Source organism: Shinella sp. WSD5-1 (genome assembly GCF_963942435.1).
Lineage (GTDB): Bacteria > Pseudomonadota > Alphaproteobacteria > Rhizobiales > Rhizobiaceae > Shinella > Shinella yambaruensis.
Genome location: NZ_OZ012596.1, coordinates 972,246 through 987,432, shown reverse-complemented (window position 1 = coordinate 987,432; position 15,187 = coordinate 972,246). Strand labels below are relative to the sequence as shown.

The window sequence follows — 15,187 nt, the reverse complement described above, 5'->3', positions numbered from 1 at the left end:
GGCAGAGCCGATTTCAATCGATTTAAACGATCTCGATGGAAAGCGCCAGAGGCTTTTACGAGGTCGGCAGTTCCGCAACGCCGCCATGGGCGGCCGACCAGGCGAGCGGCGCATCGAAAAAGGCGGCGACGGAGGCGAGCGTCACGTCGTCGAACAGCTTCTCCTGCCGCGCCACGGCCAGCACGTCGCGCCAGGTGGCGATGTGATGCAGCCTGACACCGCCATTGGCATAACGCGCCTCGGCCTCCTTGAAGATGCCGTAGTAGAACAGCGACATGCCGTGGTCGACCACGCCGCCGGCGGCACGGATCGCGTCGATGAAGGTGAACATGGAGCCGCCGACGGTGACCAGGTCCTCGATGACGAGCACGCGCGCACCTTCCGGCATCACGCCTTCGATCTGCGCGTTGCGACCGTGGCCCTTCGGCTTCTTGCGGACATAGATCATCGGCAGGGCGAGGCGATCGGCGAGGAGGGCGGCGAAGGGAATGCCGGCCGTCTCGCCGCCGGCGATCACGTCGAAACGTTCGAAGCCGGCTTCACGCACGAGGGTCGCGGCGGCGAAATCCATGATCGCCGAGCGGATGCGCGGATAGGAGAGCAGCTTGCGGCAGTCCATGTAGACCGGGGAGGCCATGCCGGAGGCGAGCTTGTAGGGCTCCTCGGGGCGGAAATGCACCGCCTTGATCTCCCAAAGCATGCGGGCCATCAGCTCCGCCATCACGGCCCGGTCCGGAAAGGAATTGGAAAACATCGGCATCTCCCGCATGACTGTCTGCCCGTGCGCATAGCAGCAAGAGCCTCGGCTTTCCAGCGGCAGCGGCCTTTTCCAGAGGCCTGACGGCGAAAAACCCTCCCCGGAGGCCGGGAAGGGTTTCTGGAGGATCAGGGTCCGGCGCCTGTTTCAGGCGGCCGAGCGGCGGGCGTCGATCGAGAAGGTCCCGGGGCCGAAGGCGGCGAGCACGAGGAAGCCGCCGGCGATCGTGATGTTCTTCCACATCATCAGGCCGTTGAAGACGGTGAGCAGGCCGTTGGCGCCGTCCGGGAAGCCTTCGATGGCGATCGTGCCGCTGTGGAACACGAGAGCCGTGAACACGCTGAAGGCGGCGAGAAGGTAGGCGGCGATGCGCGTCTGGAAGCCGACGAGGACGAAAATGCCGGCGACGAGTTCAAAGATGCCGGCGAGATAGGCAAGCGCGGTCGCAGCCGGGAGGCCCGCACCGGCGATCATGCCGGCCGTGCCCGAGGGATCGATGAGCTTCGGATAACCGGCGGTGATGAACATGAGGGCGAGAAGAATGCGTCCGACGAGGACGACGGCGTTCTGTTGCATGGAAAGCTCCTGAGGCTTCGGCGTTTGCGTTGACGAAGAGATATCAGCTTTCTTTCGTCAAACTAGACGGCCGATCGAAAGACAGATCGTTCTCTTTTTGTGAACGATATCGCCTGTTCCCGGCGGAACAGAAGAGGCGTCGCCGCCGTGCGACAACGAGATCACGACACCCCGCCCCCCTCCTGCCGGAACCTCCATGCGTCATTCTCTCCTCGCCCTTGCCCTTGCCGCCGTCTCCTTCACCTTCATCGCGACCGGCCATGCCGGTACGCCCTATGCGCAGGGCTACTACGGGCATTACCAGCAGACCTGCATCACCAAGCGCATCCGCACGGAAGACCCACATGGCAAGACCATCACCAAACGCGTCCGCATCTGCCAATAGGAGACGAGGCCGTCCCGGAAAGCTCCGTTCTTTTCTGTTGCAAGCGCCCGGCGGCTGGGCGAAGATTTCAACCGAGCGGCGTATGTTTGTTTCGTCCGCGGCGGTCGGGGGAAACCGGGTATGAACGAGATCAACAAGAGTGCCGCGTTCTGGCGTTCTTTTCCGATTTTCGAGGGGTTTGGCAAGGACACGATCGGCGAGATCGCCGGCATCGCCACCTTTCGCAAATGGCCGGCCGGCACGGTGATCTTCCAGCGCGGCGACGAGGGCACCTATCTCATCGTGCTCGTTTCCGGCCGCATCAAGCTCTCGCTCATCACGCCGCAGGGCAAGGAACTGTCGCTGCGCCAGCTCGAGGCGGGCTCCATCCTCGGCGAAATGGCGATCCTCGACGGCCAGCCGCGCTCGGCAGATGCCACCGCCGTCGTCGCGACGGAAGGCTATGTCATCGCAAAGCGCGACTTCCTGGAGATCCTCACCCGCAACCCGACGGCCGCGCAAGCGATCATCCACTATCTCTGCACCAAGCTGCGCGAGACGACGGAACAGCTCGAGACCATCGCGCTCTACGACCTCGATGCGCGCGTGGCGCGCTTCTTCCTCGCCACCTTGCGCAACATCCATGGCGAGGAGCTGCCGGAGAGCGCCAATCTCCAGATCTCGCTGAGCCAGACCGAGATCGCTAGCATCGTCGGCGCGAGCCGGCCGAAGATCAACCGGTCGATCCTCGCGCTGCAGGAAGCCGGCGCCATCCGCCGCAACGACGGCATCATCCATTGCCATATCGGCCGGTTGCGGACCATCGCCGAGCCGGACGATGACTAGAGTGTTCCGATGCAATCCAAAACGCGGCGCCGCAACGAATCCATGCCGGAATTGCCGTAGCCCGCGGATCCCAGGGTCATGATCGCCAAGAGATACAGACCGCTTGCCGCCGGCCTCGTGGCGAGCCTTGCCGGCGCGCTGGCGCTGTTCTTCCTTGGCGAGACGGCGCTGGAGCGGCAGCGCGAATTCTATTTCGATGCCCTGACCCAGGCGGTTCCGGCGGTCCAGAGCGACCGGATCGTCGTCGTCGACATCGACCGCAAGGCCTTCCAGAGCGCGCCGGAGCGAGACTGGACACGCACGCAGACGGCGGTGCTGATCGAACACCTGGCCGCCGCGAAACCGGCCGCGATCGCCTTCGACTTCGTCTTCAGCACCAATTGCGCCGCGGACGACCCCGCCAATGCAGCGCTGGCAAGCGCCATCGGCAAGACGACGACCATCTTGGGCTTCCTCATCGGCGAGACGTTCGACGGAGCGCCGCATCCCGTGCCCGCGCTGGCCCTGCAACAACCGGTCGACGTGCCGGAACTCTGGTTCATCGACGGCACGGAAAGCTCGTGCTCCTTCCTGCAGGACAAGGCCAAGGCGGCGGCCGCCGCCTTCCTCGTCGGCGACGAGGACGCGGTGGTCCGCCGGGTGCAGGCCTATGCGATCGTCGGCAATGCCGCCTATCCGGCGCTCGGCGTCGAGGCGGCGCGCCTTGCGGCCGGTGCGCGCACGCCGGTGCTCGGCGGCCGTCCGGCCTGGCTGCGCCATGATTCCCGCATCCTTCGGCTCGACGAGGACGGCAGCCTGCGCTTCGTGGCAAGCAGCGCCGGCACGATCGGCGCGCGGACCCTTTCGGCGGCGGATGTCGTCGCGGGTACGGTGCCGGCGGACCGGATCGCCGGCAAGGTCGTGCTGATCGGCAGCAGCCTGCCCAATCTCGGCGGGCTGCGCACCAGTGCCTCCATGCCGCTCGAACCGTCGGTGCAAATCCATGCCGACGTGGCGAACGCCATCCTGACCGATCATATCCCGACGCGCGACCTCGGCCTCCTGCCCGTCGAAGCGGGCTTCGCCTTCCTCGCCGGGGCGGCGGCGGCGCTGGCGGCGGCGCGGCTTCGCCCGCTCTTTGCCGCGCTCGCCGGCATCGGGCTCGTCGGCCTCGTCTTCGGCGCGTCGGTCCTGCTCTATGCGCGCACCGCGCTTCTCTCCGATGCGGGCGGCGTTTCGCTGATCGTCGCCACCGCGGCGCTCGTCACCGGCCTCCTGCAATTTGCCCATGTGCGCCGGGCCGAAGCGACGGCCCGCCAGCGCTTTGCGCAATACCTGCCGCAATCCGTCGTCGCCCGCTACATCGACAACCCGGATCTCGGCCGCGTCGCCGGCGAGGAACGGCAGGTGACGGCCCTGTTCACGGACATAGAGGGCTTTTCCGCGCTTGCCCAGAAGATCGGGCCGCATGATCTCGTCAAGCTGCTCGACATCTACTTTTCCGAGGTCAATGCCCTCGTTGCGCGGCATGGCGGCATGGTGGACAAGGTGGTGGGCGACGCCGTGCACGCGCTCTTCAACGCGCCCGACGATCTGGAGCGCCATGTCGACAAGGCGCTTGCCTGCGCAGACGAGATCCGTGCGCTGACGGAAGAGATGCGCCGCCGCCCCGCCTTCCTCGAAAAGGCGTTCGGGCGCACGCGCATCGGCGTCGAGACGGGCATGGCGGTGCTTGGGGAGGTGGGGACCGGCGGCAAGCTCGACTATACCGCCCATGGCGACGCCGTGAACCTTGCCGCCCGGCTGCAGGATGCCAACAAGTTCCTGGGGACCCAGATCTGCGTGGGGCCGCGCGCGGCCGGCGAAACCAGCCGCCCGCTGCGCGCCATCGGCAACCACGAAATCCGCGGCTTCGGCACGATGGAGCTGTTCACGCTCGATTGACGCCCGGGCCGGCGCGGGCGCATACCCGCCCTTCCCCCAATTTTACAGCCGCGTCAGCGGATCCCGACGCTCGCATAGGCCTCGCGGATGCGGGCCTCGCCCCATCGGGTGATCTCGCCCGGCGCGGCGCCCGCCGACGCGATCTCGACGCCCTCGCCGCGGCCGACCGGACGCGTGACGCCGCCGCCCGAGACCTCGACGAGACCGTGCTCGACGAAGACGGCGAAGACGCCGCGGCTCGGACCGGCGAAGAACTTGGTGCCGCGCACGCCGATCATGCCGAAGGCGGTGCGCATGGTGAGGTCGATCTTCGCAAGGCCTTCGGGCCGGTCGAAGACCATTTGCCCCGTGCCGAGCTCGATGACGCCGCCTTGGCCGGCGATAAAGGTGTCGATCAAGAGTTCCGTCTCACTGCCGAGCAGCAGGCTGGTGTCATCGCCGAGCTCCAGCGAGGCGAAGCTTTCCTTGCCGGTCTTGAGGAAATCATGGTCCATCAGGCTCGCGCCGGCCTTCAGGCCCTCGAGATGGTTCGCCTGCTTGCGGGTGACGTCGCCGGTGATCTCGACGGCCTTGCCGATCACGGCATTGGCCTGGGTGGCGCGGATGCCGATGCCCGTCAGGGCCAGCGCGCCGCCCGCTATGAAGAGCCTGCGGCTGAAGGAGACCGGACTGAAAGCGTTGAGCGTTCGCATGACATGCCTTTCGCGCGAGAACAAACCCGACGGAATGGAATTGAACCGATGCAGACCGTGCCGTCAACCGCGCACCGCCTGCCCTGCACCCCTTATGCGCCGCCCTGCCCGCTCCTTCTGTTCCCGCGGAAACAGCCGTCTTTCGCCCGTCCTCTAAGGTGCGGTCATCCAACGAAGGGAGACGGATCATGATCAAGCGATCCACAGGAATGAAGACGGCTGGCCGCGCCCTTTTCTTCGCGGTCCTTCTTGCAGGCGCCGCAGGCGGCGCCAGGGCCGATGTGCTTTCCATCGAAAACCGGTGCGACGCCAGCGCCGGCAGCCGCTACGACATGACGCGCAACACAACCTTCGCGCCGGTCGCGCTCGACGACATCGAGATCGGCCCGGCGCTTTCGGCCTGCCGCGAAGCCTACAATGCCGGCGGCGGGGCGCGCATGGCCTTCCAGCTTGCCCGGGCGCTGGAGCGCGCCGGCCAGGACCTCGAGGCCATGAAGCTCTATGCGGAGGCGGCCGCGCTCGGGCATACGGTGGCGATGGTGAACTACGGCGCCATGCTCGGCAAACGCGGCGATGCCGCCGCGGAATTCAGCCATTACAAGAAGGCTGCCGAACTGGGCGACCTGCTCGGCGCCTACAATCTCGCCGTCGCCTATCGCGACGGTATCGGCACGAAGATCGACGGCGCGGCGGCGGCCCGCTGGTTCGACAAGGCAGCCGCCGCCGGCGACGAGACCGCCGCCTTCAATCTCGGCGTGCTGCTCGACGACGGCAGCCTGATCGAGGAGGACAATGCACGGGCGGCGGCCTTCTACCGCCTCGCCGCCGAAGGCGGCAGCGTCGATGCGATGATCAATCTCGGCCTCATGCTGGAAGCCGGGGAAGGCATCTCGCAGGACCTTGCCGCGGCCGCCGGCTACTTCAAGCAGGCCGCCGACCGCGGCGACAGCTACGGCAAGCTGAAATTCGGCCTGATGCAGCAGAGCGGCACCGGCATCGTGAAGAATGTCGAGCAGGCGGTGACCAGCCTCGTCGCGGCCTTCGAGATGCGCGATGTCGATCTCGAGGTCATCCTACGCGACACGCCGGAAAAGCTCAGCGCCGACGCCCGCCTTGCCATCAAGCAGGTGCTTGCCGGACGCAAGCTGATTGCCGGCGCCGAGAATGCGGAGATCGACCCGATCACCCTCGGCGCCATCGAGAAGCACTACGCCGGAAACTAAGCCTTTCCTTGGGGAGGGATCAGCGAATCTCGCCCGCCTGCGGTCCCCAGGTGTCCGTCATCGCAAAGCCGTTCGCCAGCGGATCGGTCGGGTCGAGCGCGATCTGGTGGAGGCCGAATGTCCAGCCGCGGCCGGTGATGGTCGGGATGATGGCCTTGCGGCCGGCAACGACCGTTTCGGCCTCGAGCCCCACCTCGAATTCGGACCCGATGATCGAGCGCGAGCGGAACGTATCGCCCACCTTGGCAAGGCCGCGGGCATGCAGCGTTGCGAGGTTGGCCGAGTTGCCGGTGCCGCAGGGCGAGCGGTCGACGCGGCCGGGCCACATGGTGGTGGCGGTCCGCACCAGGCCATCCGGGTCGCGATCACGGAACATGACATAGGCGACGCCACTGATCTCCGGGATTTCCGGGTGCACCACCTTCATCGACGTGTTGATCAGGTCCTTCAGCGCCATGCCGGCGTCGACAAGCGCACGGGCATTGGCCTTCTCGATCTTCGTGCCGATCTGGTCGACATCGACGAGCGCATAGAAAATGCCGCCATAGGAGATGTCGAAGCGCACGCGGCCCCAGTGCGGCGTGTCGATTTCCACGTCGAGCTCCTGCACGAAGGACGGCACCATGGTGAGCCTGACCTTCTCGCAGCGCCCGTCGCGGCAGGTCGCCGTCGCCTTGACGAGGCCGGCGGCCGTGTCGAGCACCACCACCGTTTCCGGCTCCTTCATCTCGACGATGCCGGATTCCAAGAGCGCCGTGGTGACGCAGATCGAATTGGAACCGGAGGAGGCGTGCGCCTGGTCGGCCTGCAGGATGATGAAGCCGGCATCGGCTTCCGGCCGCTTGGCGGGAACCAGAAGGTTCACCGAACCGGTTGCGGCCGCGCGCGGCTCCAGGCACAGGAAGCGGCGCAGGCTGTCATCCACCGTGTTGATGTGGTGGAGCTGCTCGGCGATCGTGTTGCCGGGGATCTTCGGCACGCCGCCGATCGCCACCTTGCCGATCTCGCCTTCGCAATGAACGTCCAGCAGCTGGATCGTACGCTTCCATCTCATGTCGATATGCTCCGTCTGTGCCGGTCCGGCGGCGGTTTCCATCCCCGGGGCCATGGGCGGGGAACAGTTGTTTCATTCTTCTGATATATCAGATTGCTGCTCGTTCCAACTGCTTTTCATGCGACGGGTTTGCACGCTACGAAAAGCACCCGGGAGGAGATTGCCCATCCCGGACAATCCGTTCGCCACGAGGCCCTTTCATGACCAAGCTCATTGTCTTCACCGATCTGCACATGGTGCCCGAGGGCACGAAGATCATCGGCCTCGATCCCTATCAGCGCCTGCTTGCCGGCATCGAGCATGTCAACCGTCACCATGCCGACGCCGACCGGGTCATCTTCACCGGCGACCTGACGCACCGTGCCGACACGATGTCCTACCAGCGCCTGCGCGACCTGCTGTCGCTGCTCGTGCCGCCTGCCGCCATCACCATCGGCAACCACGACTATCGCGAGCGTTTCCTTGAGACCTTCGCCCATGTGGCGCCCGACGAGAACGGCTTCGTGCAACAGGTGGTCGACTTCGACGACTGCCGCGTGGTGCTGCTGGACACGCTCTTCGCTCCACCCTACGACTATCCGCGCAGCCATGCCGGCTACCTGTGCGAACGACGCCTCGCTTGGCTCGACCGGATGCTGGCGGGCGCGAACGGCCTTCCGGTCCTCCTCTTCATGCACCACCCGCCGCACAAGACGGGTTTTACCGGCATGGACGCGATCAGGCTCGGCAACGAGGACGCCTTCTACGACCTCGTGCTGAAACACGGCAATGTGCGCCACATCTTCGCCGGCCATGTGCACCGCACGATCGGCGGCTCGCATCGCGGCATTCCCTTCTCTATCTTCAAGAGCCCCGTCCACCAGCAGCCGATGCCCTTCGACACGCCGAACGCCTCGCTCTCGGTGGACGAGCCTGCCGCCTACGGCATCGTCGTGGTGACGGGCGAGGGCCTGCAGGTGCACCACGAGGACTACGAAATCGCGCGGCGCGATTCCGAGATCGCCTGAAGAGGCCGGTTAACGCGCGTTACACATCGTGATGCCCGATCCGCGTTCTGCGGGAACCGGGCAGGGCATCCCACGTTGTCTCCGCCGAAGGGGTGGGAAACCCAACTTTCGAAGGAGAAAGACATGCGCAAGATTCTCATGGCCGGTGCCGCGCTGGCACTCATCGGCGCCACGGTCGCCCATGCGGACGATGGCGACAAGGAAGTTCTCGGCGGCGCTGCGGGCGGTGCCGCCGGTGCCGCTGCGGGCGCCGTGGTCGGCGGCCCGGTCGGCGCCATCGTCGGGGGCGTCGTCGGCGTGGCGATCGGCGCGGAAGCCGCCGTTCCGGACGATGCCCGCGTCTATGTGATGGAAAACCCGACGCCGCCGGTCGTCCTGGACGGACAACTGACCGCCGACACGCGCTTCGACGACACCGTTACGCTGACGCCGATCCCCGATCATCCGGACCTCGCCTATGTCTATGTCGACAACCGCCCGGTGATCGTGCGCACGGACAGCCGCCAGGTCGTCTATGCGCCCGAGATCGAGACGACCGCCAGCATCTCGCCTGACATCCCGGAGACGACCATCACCTATGTCGAGCGCCACCCGCTGGAGCCCGTCGTGCTGGAAGGCCCGGTCGAGGCCGGCGTCGTGGTCCCGGACACCGTCCAGATCGTCGAAGTGCCGGAAAGCCCGACCTATGGCTACATCTATGTCGACGAACGTCCCGTTCTCGTCGACCGCAGCACCCGCGAGGTGATCTGGGTCCGCTGACCCCGCGGGATCATCGAGGAAGGGCGGCCCCTGCGGGGGCCGCCTTTTTACTGTCCGGTCGCCGTCACCGCGGTATCCTCGACCGAGCGGCCGAACCGCAGCCACTGGTCGTCGTAGTTCTTGCGTGTCACCGGATCGAAGACGGCGATGGGCGTGGAGACCGCGATGCTGGCGACGCTGCCCACCGTCTGCGCCGTGCCGAGCGCCACCGCACCGAGCCGGTCGCCGAGGCCGACCTCGGAATCGGTGACGGTCTGGCCGGCGATCAGCCGGTTGCCGATGAGCCGGACGACCTCCGGACTTTCAGCGAACTTCCCGTGGTTCAGGCTGTCGCCGGATTTCAGCGCCGTCAGGTCCAGCACGATGATGCCCTGCTTCTCCAGCATGCTGCGATAGGGTTCCTGGGACGGGTCGATCTGGCCGAGCCGGTCGACATTGCCGGAAATGCGCCGCGAGAGCGTCAGCGCCCGGTCGTCACGCGAAACGAAGAGCGTGAATTGCGGGCGCTCCGCGCCGATGGCGCGCAGCTGCTGGCCGAAGACGTCCACGTCGAGGTCGGGCGAGGCGAGGATGACCTGCTGGATCTTCTTCGGCACGCGCCCGTCGCGGATCGCCATCTGGCGCAGCGTCTCCACCGCAAGCCAGGTGCCCATGGAATGGGCCATGATGGTGATCTCGCCGACCTCCGGCGTGTCGACCGCCGCCCGCAGCAGCTCCTCCAGCGCATCGCGCGAATAGTTCGTGCTTTCCTTGTCGTAGGAATAATCGAAGATGCTGGCGCGCGAGGGCCAGGTGAAGATGACGGGCGCGGCGTCGGTCTTCGAATCGTGCACGATCTGCGCGAAGCGGTAGACGGCATCCTCATAGCGGTTGTTGAAGCCGTGCACGAAGACGAGCACGCGACGGCTTTTCGGCAGGTGCCCGTCGAGCCAGGCGCGGCCGGCCTTCGCGCTGTCGATCGGCGTCACGCTGACGGTGGAGAAATCCTTCATCGGATCGGCCGGCAGCTTTTCCGGCCATTGCACCTGCCCCACCTTGCGCTTGCCGTCCGGCGGAATGGAGACGGTGATGTCGCGCATGACGAGCTCGGAGCCGCGCTCGCCGGAAAACAGCACGCCCGGCTGTTGCGAGGGCGCGCGGGTGGTGGCGACCAGGAGGTCGACCGTGGAGACGCCCGCCGGCGTTTCGCCGCTCGGCACGAGCACGCCCTCCGGCCGGCCGGCGCAACCTGCAAGGGCAAGCAGTCCGGCGAAGATCACGCGACGCAATACGCGCGGCATTTCGCGGTTCATCATGCCCCGCTTCCTTCCGCTTTCAAGGTTTCGCCGGTGCATGCCTCGCACCGTTCATCCCTGCTTAGCCGAGCGGCGGGCGGTTTTGAAGAGAGCCCGAAGGCAAGGACCGCCACGGAGCGCCTCGCGTGGCATATCGGTCACGCGAACAGCAATGCCGGGAGAGAGCCGAGGACGGCCAGGTTCGACCGCGGAGCGGCCGGCAGATCGTCTTTATGGATTGGAAAGAATGGCGCACCCGAAGAGATTCGAACTCCTGACCCCCAGATTCGTAGTCTGGTGCTCTATCCAGCTGAGCTACGGGTGCGCTGGCAGTGGCGGGTCTGTTGCCCGGCTGCGAGGCGGTTCTCTAAAGGGTCCTCCGGTCTATTGCAAGCGTCTTTCGCAGAAATAATGTACTTTTTTCATCGGGCCGTCACACGGGGAGCGGCAGAGGCCCGGATTACGAGGCGCGGTGGCGGAAGGCGTCGAGGGGGACGGGGCGGTCCGGCAGCTCGATGCGGAACAGCGTGCCCGGCGTCGGCTTTTCCACCAGCGCGATGGTGCCGCCATGGGCGAGCACGAGCTCGCGGGCGATCGCAAGGCCAAGGCCCGTGCCGCCCGAGCGGACGGAGCCGCGGAAGGCGGCAAAGAGGTTTTCGCGCGCCTTTGCGGGCATGCCGGGGCCGTTGTCGTCGATGGCGATGGACACGACGCTGCCGGTGCGAAGCCCCGTGACGAGCACGGTGCGCCGCTCCGCGCCGCTGTCCTGCGACAGCGCCTCGACGGCGTTGCGGCACAGATTGTGGATGACGCGGAAGAGCTGCTCGCTGTCGGCATCGACCTGCAGGCCCGGCTCGACCTGCGCGACGAAATCGATGTCGCTGCGCGAATCGAGCGCCAGCACCTCGGAAACCTCCTGAACCAGCGGGCGCAGCGCGACGAAGCGGCGGCGCGGCTCCGGCTCGCGCATCCGGCCGTAGGAGAGCACCTCGTTGGTATAGCCCACCGCCCGGTCGATGCTGCGCAGGAGCTTCGGCGCGACACGCTTGACCACGGGGTCGTCGACGTCGGACAGGCGGTCGGACATCAGCTGGGCCGAGGAGAGGATGTTGCGCATGTCGTGGTTGATCTTCGACACGGCAAGTCCGAGATCGGCGAGGTTCTTCTGCTCCTTCAGCGTGCGTTGCAGCGTCTGCTGCATGGCGGCGAGATGGATGCCGGCGACGGCGATCTCGTCGCGCCCGCCGGACGGCTCCAGCACGCGCGCCGGGTTCGACGGGTCGGCGGCGAATTCCTGGATATTCGCGGTCATGCGGCGGATCGGGCGGATCAGCAGGCGGTTGAGCGCGAAGAAGATGGGGCTCGCCGTGACCACGGAGATGATCATGGACAGGATGAAGACGTTGCGCGCATAGCCCAGCATGGCGCGGCGCAGTGCCCGCTCGTCGAGCAGCAGCTCGATGCGCGTGCTCGATTCGCCGACCGGGCCGAAGACGCGGATGACGCGGTCGCCGCCGAAGAGCAGCGTGTCGAAGGCGTCGTAGACGGCGGTCAGCGTCGAGACGTCGGAAAGATCGTATTGCGCGTCGATGCTCGGCGGCATGTCGACGGCGGCGACCATGCGGGAGGCGTCCTCCCGCTTCAGGATGATCGCCTTGGTGCCGGTTGCCATCAGCGTCTCTTCCTGTACGGCGCGCGGCAGCTCGTGGTCCGGCAGGCCCTCGATGACGACGCTGGCGGCCGCCGCGGTGTTCAGGCGGTCGCGCAGCCATTGCAGGCGCATGTTGGCGACCGACGGCACGAAGATCAGCACTTCGGCGATCAGGACGAAGATGGCCGTGACCAGGAGGAGCCGCCCCGACAGGCCGGACAGGAAGCCGACCGCCGGCACCGGCTTCTCGGTCAAGGACGGCACCCCGTCTCTGTCCACCATCTTTCAACTCCTCGGCAGGCCGCGTCGCGACCGGGGATCGGCGACGTATTCCTGCCAATCATAGGAGATTGCGGCAAATTTTCCAACGGCGCCGCGGGAACGGCAAAAACGCAGCGATCCCGCGACCGCCGCGCCGAAGGCCGGAATCCGGCTACGAAATGCCGCAGCGCCCCATGCGCGCCCCTCAGGGCGCGGGGGCGGCGATCAGAATTCCTCCCAGTTCTCCTGGGCGGCCGCCGCCGTGGCAGCGCCGCGATTGCCGCCGAAGGCGCGGGCGACATTGCCGATCATGCGGCGGGCGGGCGATTCGACCGGCCGGGTCTCGGCGCGCACGGCCGCCACGCGCTGCACGGCATCGCCGGTACGGAAGCGGGCGACGAGATCGGCCAGGCTGTCGGCCTCGCCCTTCAGCTTGTGCGTGGCGGCCGAGGTCTCCTCGACCATCGCGGCATTGTGCTGGGTGACCTGGTCCATCTGGTTGATGGCCGTGCTGACCTCCTGGAGGCCCGTCGCCTGTTCGCGGGCCGCGGTAGCGATCGCATGGATGCGGTCGTTGATCGTGACGACGCGGTTTTCGATGTCGGAGAGGGCCGCGCCCGTCTCCTGCACATATTTGACGCCGACGGAGACTTCGTCACCCGACTTGGTGATGAGGCCCTTGATGTCCTTGGCGGCGCTGGCGGCGCGCTGGGCGAGCTCGCGCACTTCCTGCGCGACGACGGCAAAGCCCTTGCCCGCCTCGCCGGCACGCGCGGCCTCGACGCCGGCATTGAGCGCGAGAAGGTTGGTCTGGAAAGCGATCTCGTCGATGACGGAGATGATCTGGCTGATCTCGTTCGAGGCCTGCTCGATGCGGCTCATCGCACCGATCGCATTGCGCACGATGTCGCCGGACTGTTTGGCGCTCTGCGTCGCCTCGCCGACCATGGTCGTCGCCTCGTTCGCCCGCTCCGTCGAGTTCTTGACGGCGGCGGTGATCTCCTCGAGGGCGGCGGAGGTCTCCTCCAGCGCGGCGGCCTGCTGCTCGGTGCGCTTGGAAAGGTCGTCGGAGGCGGTGCGCAGCTCGCCGGAATTGGCGTTGATCGCATCCGTCGAGGCGCGTACCTCGCGCATGGTGCGCTGGAGGGTGGCGAGCGTCGCGTTGACGTTCTGCTGCAATTCGGCGAAGGCGCCGCGGAAGGTGCCGTCCATGGTCTGCGTCAGGTCGCCCTCGGCGAGCGCGCCGATGACGCGGCGGGTTTCGGCAATGCCCTCCTCCACGCCGGCGACCAGTTCGTTGACGCTGCGGGCGAAGCGGTTGAGGTCCTCGTTGTGGTAGTCCTTGTCGATGCGCGAGGAGAAGTCGCCCGCCGCCGCGGCATGCACCACGGTGGCGATCGAGGATTGCAGGTCGGCACTCTTCTCGCGCAGGATCTCCTCCTGGGCGTTGAGATCGCGCACGGTGATGGCATTCTGGCGGAAGATGGCGACGGCGGCGGCCATCTCGCCGATCTCGTCCTTGCGTCCGGTATAGGGCACTTCCGTGTCGAGATCGCCACCGGCAAGACGGTTCATCGTCTCGGTCACGTTCTGGATCGGACGGCTGAGCTCGTTGGTCGCGATATAGAAGGCAACGCCGCCGCCGAGCGCGAGGCCGACGCCGACCGTGCCGAGCACGAGCATCAGCATGAGGGTTTCGAAGGCGGCGACATCGGCCTTGATCGCGGTGAGGTTCTCGTTGTCCGTCTGGACGACGGCGTCGATCTCCTGCTGGAAGGCCTTGCGGTTGGCGCGGTTGCCCTCGTTGTTGCCCTGTTCGTTGGCCGCGGCGATGGAGACGCTCGTGCCGAGGCGGGCCGTTTCCATGCGGAAGGTGCGGAATTCTGCGGCGCGCGCCACCACGGCGTCGAACGCGGCCTTCTGTGCCTCCGGCACGATGGGGCGCCATTCGCTCAGCGTCTTGTCGATGCCGTCGAGCTCCTTGGCGATGCCCTCGGCAAATTTCGCGGCGCCCTCCATGTCCTTGGAGGCATAGATGCCGCGGGATTCCATGACGACGGCGGTGACCTGGCGGTTCAGGTGTTCGCCGAGGAAGGCGCGGTCGGCGGCGTTCTCATACTGGCGGAGCTTGTCGCTGTATTCCGACACCACATGGACGGCGATCCCGCCGATGAGGACGGAGATGAGGCCCATCAAGCCCACGATGAGATAGATTTTGCCGCGTATCTTCACGTCACACTCCAAGAAGGATGGATGGCAAGAGGGCCCCACCCGCTTCGCCTTGGGAAGGAAGGTAAACGCTAAAAGTTAATTAGACTTTGATACAACCGCCCAAACATTGGGCGCATTTGCAATCGCTAATGCACCGGGGCGGGAAGGAAGCCTGGAAATCCGGGAAACCCGCCTCACGTTACGTGACCAAAACATGACAAAGCACAATTCAGGTGCAACTTCTAGGCGTTATCCCGTTAACCATTGTGACAGTCGCGCACGGCGCCGCGTCCGCAATTGACTTTCGACCGTTTTTGCCCTTATAAGCCGCGCACGTCCGGAAAGCCTGGCTTCCCGCGAGGGCAAGCCTATGCCGGACTTCAACGCTCCTTGCGTAACGCAAACCCAAGAAGGGCCGCACACCGCGGTATTAAATAAATGTCGAAGCGTACCTACCAACCCTCCAAGCTTGTTCGCAAGCGTCGTCACGGTTTCCGCGCCCGCATGGCAACGAAGGGCGGCCGCAAGGTCCTGTCCGCACGTCGCGCCCGCGGCCGCGCACGTCTCTCGGCCTAAGGCCGTGCCTGCC

14 protein-coding genes and 1 tRNA gene are annotated in these 15,187 nt (G+C 66.2%); 7 read left to right on the top strand and 8 right to left on the bottom strand.

Annotated elements, in window-relative coordinates:
- Positions 1–55 precede the first annotated feature (55 nt).
- Together AABQ55_RS04695 and AABQ55_RS04690 are read right to left on the bottom strand one after the other, a co-directional pair.
- Positions 56–754 (bottom strand): orotate phosphoribosyltransferase, encoded by a 699-nt coding sequence (locus AABQ55_RS04695; RefSeq protein ID WP_272804259.1) that lies wholly within the window; start codon positions 752–754, stop codon positions 56–58.
- Between the two features lie 150 nt (positions 755–904).
- Entirely contained in the window at positions 905–1,375 is a 471-nt protein-coding gene (locus AABQ55_RS04690) for a DoxX family protein (protein WP_272807390.1), read from the bottom strand.
- 154 nt (positions 1,376–1,529) lie between these two features.
- Between AABQ55_RS04690 and AABQ55_RS04685 the strand changes: the two genes are divergently transcribed.
- From AABQ55_RS04685 to AABQ55_RS04675, 3 genes are all read left to right on the top strand, one after another.
- On the top strand, positions 1,530–1,718 hold the full coding sequence (locus AABQ55_RS04685) for a hypothetical protein (protein ID WP_272804258.1): 189 nt from the start codon (positions 1,530–1,532) through the stop codon (positions 1,716–1,718).
- Positions 1,719–1,838: 120 nt separating this feature from the next.
- On the top strand, positions 1,839–2,543 hold the full coding sequence (locus AABQ55_RS04680) for a Crp/Fnr family transcriptional regulator (RefSeq protein WP_244767297.1): 705 nt from the start codon (positions 1,839–1,841) through the stop codon (positions 2,541–2,543).
- An 81-nt stretch (positions 2,544–2,624) separates the two neighbouring features.
- Complete coding sequence (locus tag AABQ55_RS04675) at positions 2,625–4,466, top strand: CHASE2 domain-containing protein (RefSeq protein ID WP_443021140.1); 1,842 nt, start codon at positions 2,625–2,627, stop codon at positions 4,464–4,466.
- Between the two features lie 53 nt (positions 4,467–4,519).
- On the opposite strand, the gene AABQ55_RS04670 is transcribed toward AABQ55_RS04675, so the two are convergent.
- Positions 4,520–5,158, bottom strand: coding sequence for a FecR family protein (locus AABQ55_RS04670; protein ID WP_244767295.1), 639 nt, complete (start codon positions 5,156–5,158; stop codon positions 4,520–4,522).
- Positions 5,159–5,346: 188 nt separating this feature from the next.
- On the opposite strand from AABQ55_RS04670, the gene AABQ55_RS04665 reads away from it, so the two are divergent.
- Positions 5,347–6,381: a tetratricopeptide repeat protein gene (locus AABQ55_RS04665; protein ID WP_272804256.1), complete on the top strand. Its 1,035-nt coding sequence runs from the start codon at positions 5,347–5,349 to the stop codon at positions 6,379–6,381.
- Between the two features lie 19 nt (positions 6,382–6,400).
- Here the strand turns inward: AABQ55_RS04665 and AABQ55_RS04660 are convergent, their stop codons facing one another.
- Entirely contained in the window at positions 6,401–7,435 is a 1,035-nt protein-coding gene (locus AABQ55_RS04660; protein WP_272804255.1) for a proline racemase family protein, read from the bottom strand.
- 200 nt (positions 7,436–7,635) lie between these two features.
- Here AABQ55_RS04660 and spdA point away from each other — a divergent pair, with 200 nt between their 5' ends.
- Positions 7,636–8,442: a 2', 3'cyclic nucleotide phosphodiesterase SpdA gene (spdA, locus tag AABQ55_RS04655; RefSeq protein WP_272804254.1), complete on the top strand. Its 807-nt coding sequence runs from the start codon at positions 7,636–7,638 to the stop codon at positions 8,440–8,442.
- Between the two features lie 123 nt (positions 8,443–8,565).
- Positions 8,566–9,201 carry a DUF1236 domain-containing protein gene (locus AABQ55_RS04650; protein WP_272804253.1) on the top strand — a complete coding sequence of 212 codons (636 nt, stop codon included), beginning with the start codon at positions 8,566–8,568 and terminating at the stop codon, positions 9,199–9,201.
- Between the two features lie 47 nt (positions 9,202–9,248).
- Here the strand turns inward: AABQ55_RS04650 and AABQ55_RS04645 are convergent, their stop codons facing one another.
- The 4 genes from AABQ55_RS04645 to AABQ55_RS04630 all read right to left on the bottom strand — a co-directional run bounded on the left by AABQ55_RS04645 (position 9,249) and on the right by AABQ55_RS04630 (position 14,619).
- Positions 9,249–10,496, bottom strand: a complete 1,248-nt coding sequence (locus AABQ55_RS04645) for an alpha/beta hydrolase (RefSeq protein WP_244767290.1) — start codon at positions 10,494–10,496, stop codon at positions 9,249–9,251.
- 227 nt (positions 10,497–10,723) lie between these two features.
- Positions 10,724–10,800: transfer RNA gene (locus tag AABQ55_RS04640), tRNA-Arg, on the bottom strand.
- 135 nt (positions 10,801–10,935) lie between these two features.
- Positions 10,936–12,408, bottom strand: coding sequence for a sensor histidine kinase (locus tag AABQ55_RS04635; RefSeq protein ID WP_244767289.1), 1,473 nt, complete (start codon positions 12,406–12,408; stop codon positions 10,936–10,938).
- Between the two features lie 204 nt (positions 12,409–12,612).
- Entirely contained in the window at positions 12,613–14,619 is a 2,007-nt protein-coding gene (locus AABQ55_RS04630; RefSeq protein WP_244767288.1) for a methyl-accepting chemotaxis protein, read from the bottom strand.
- Between the two features lie 417 nt (positions 14,620–15,036).
- Between AABQ55_RS04630 and rpmH the strand changes: the two genes are divergently transcribed.
- Positions 15,037–15,174, top strand: coding sequence for a 50S ribosomal protein L34 (gene rpmH, locus AABQ55_RS04625; RefSeq protein WP_037405882.1), 138 nt, complete (start codon positions 15,037–15,039; stop codon positions 15,172–15,174).
- Positions 15,175–15,187 lie beyond the last annotated feature (13 nt).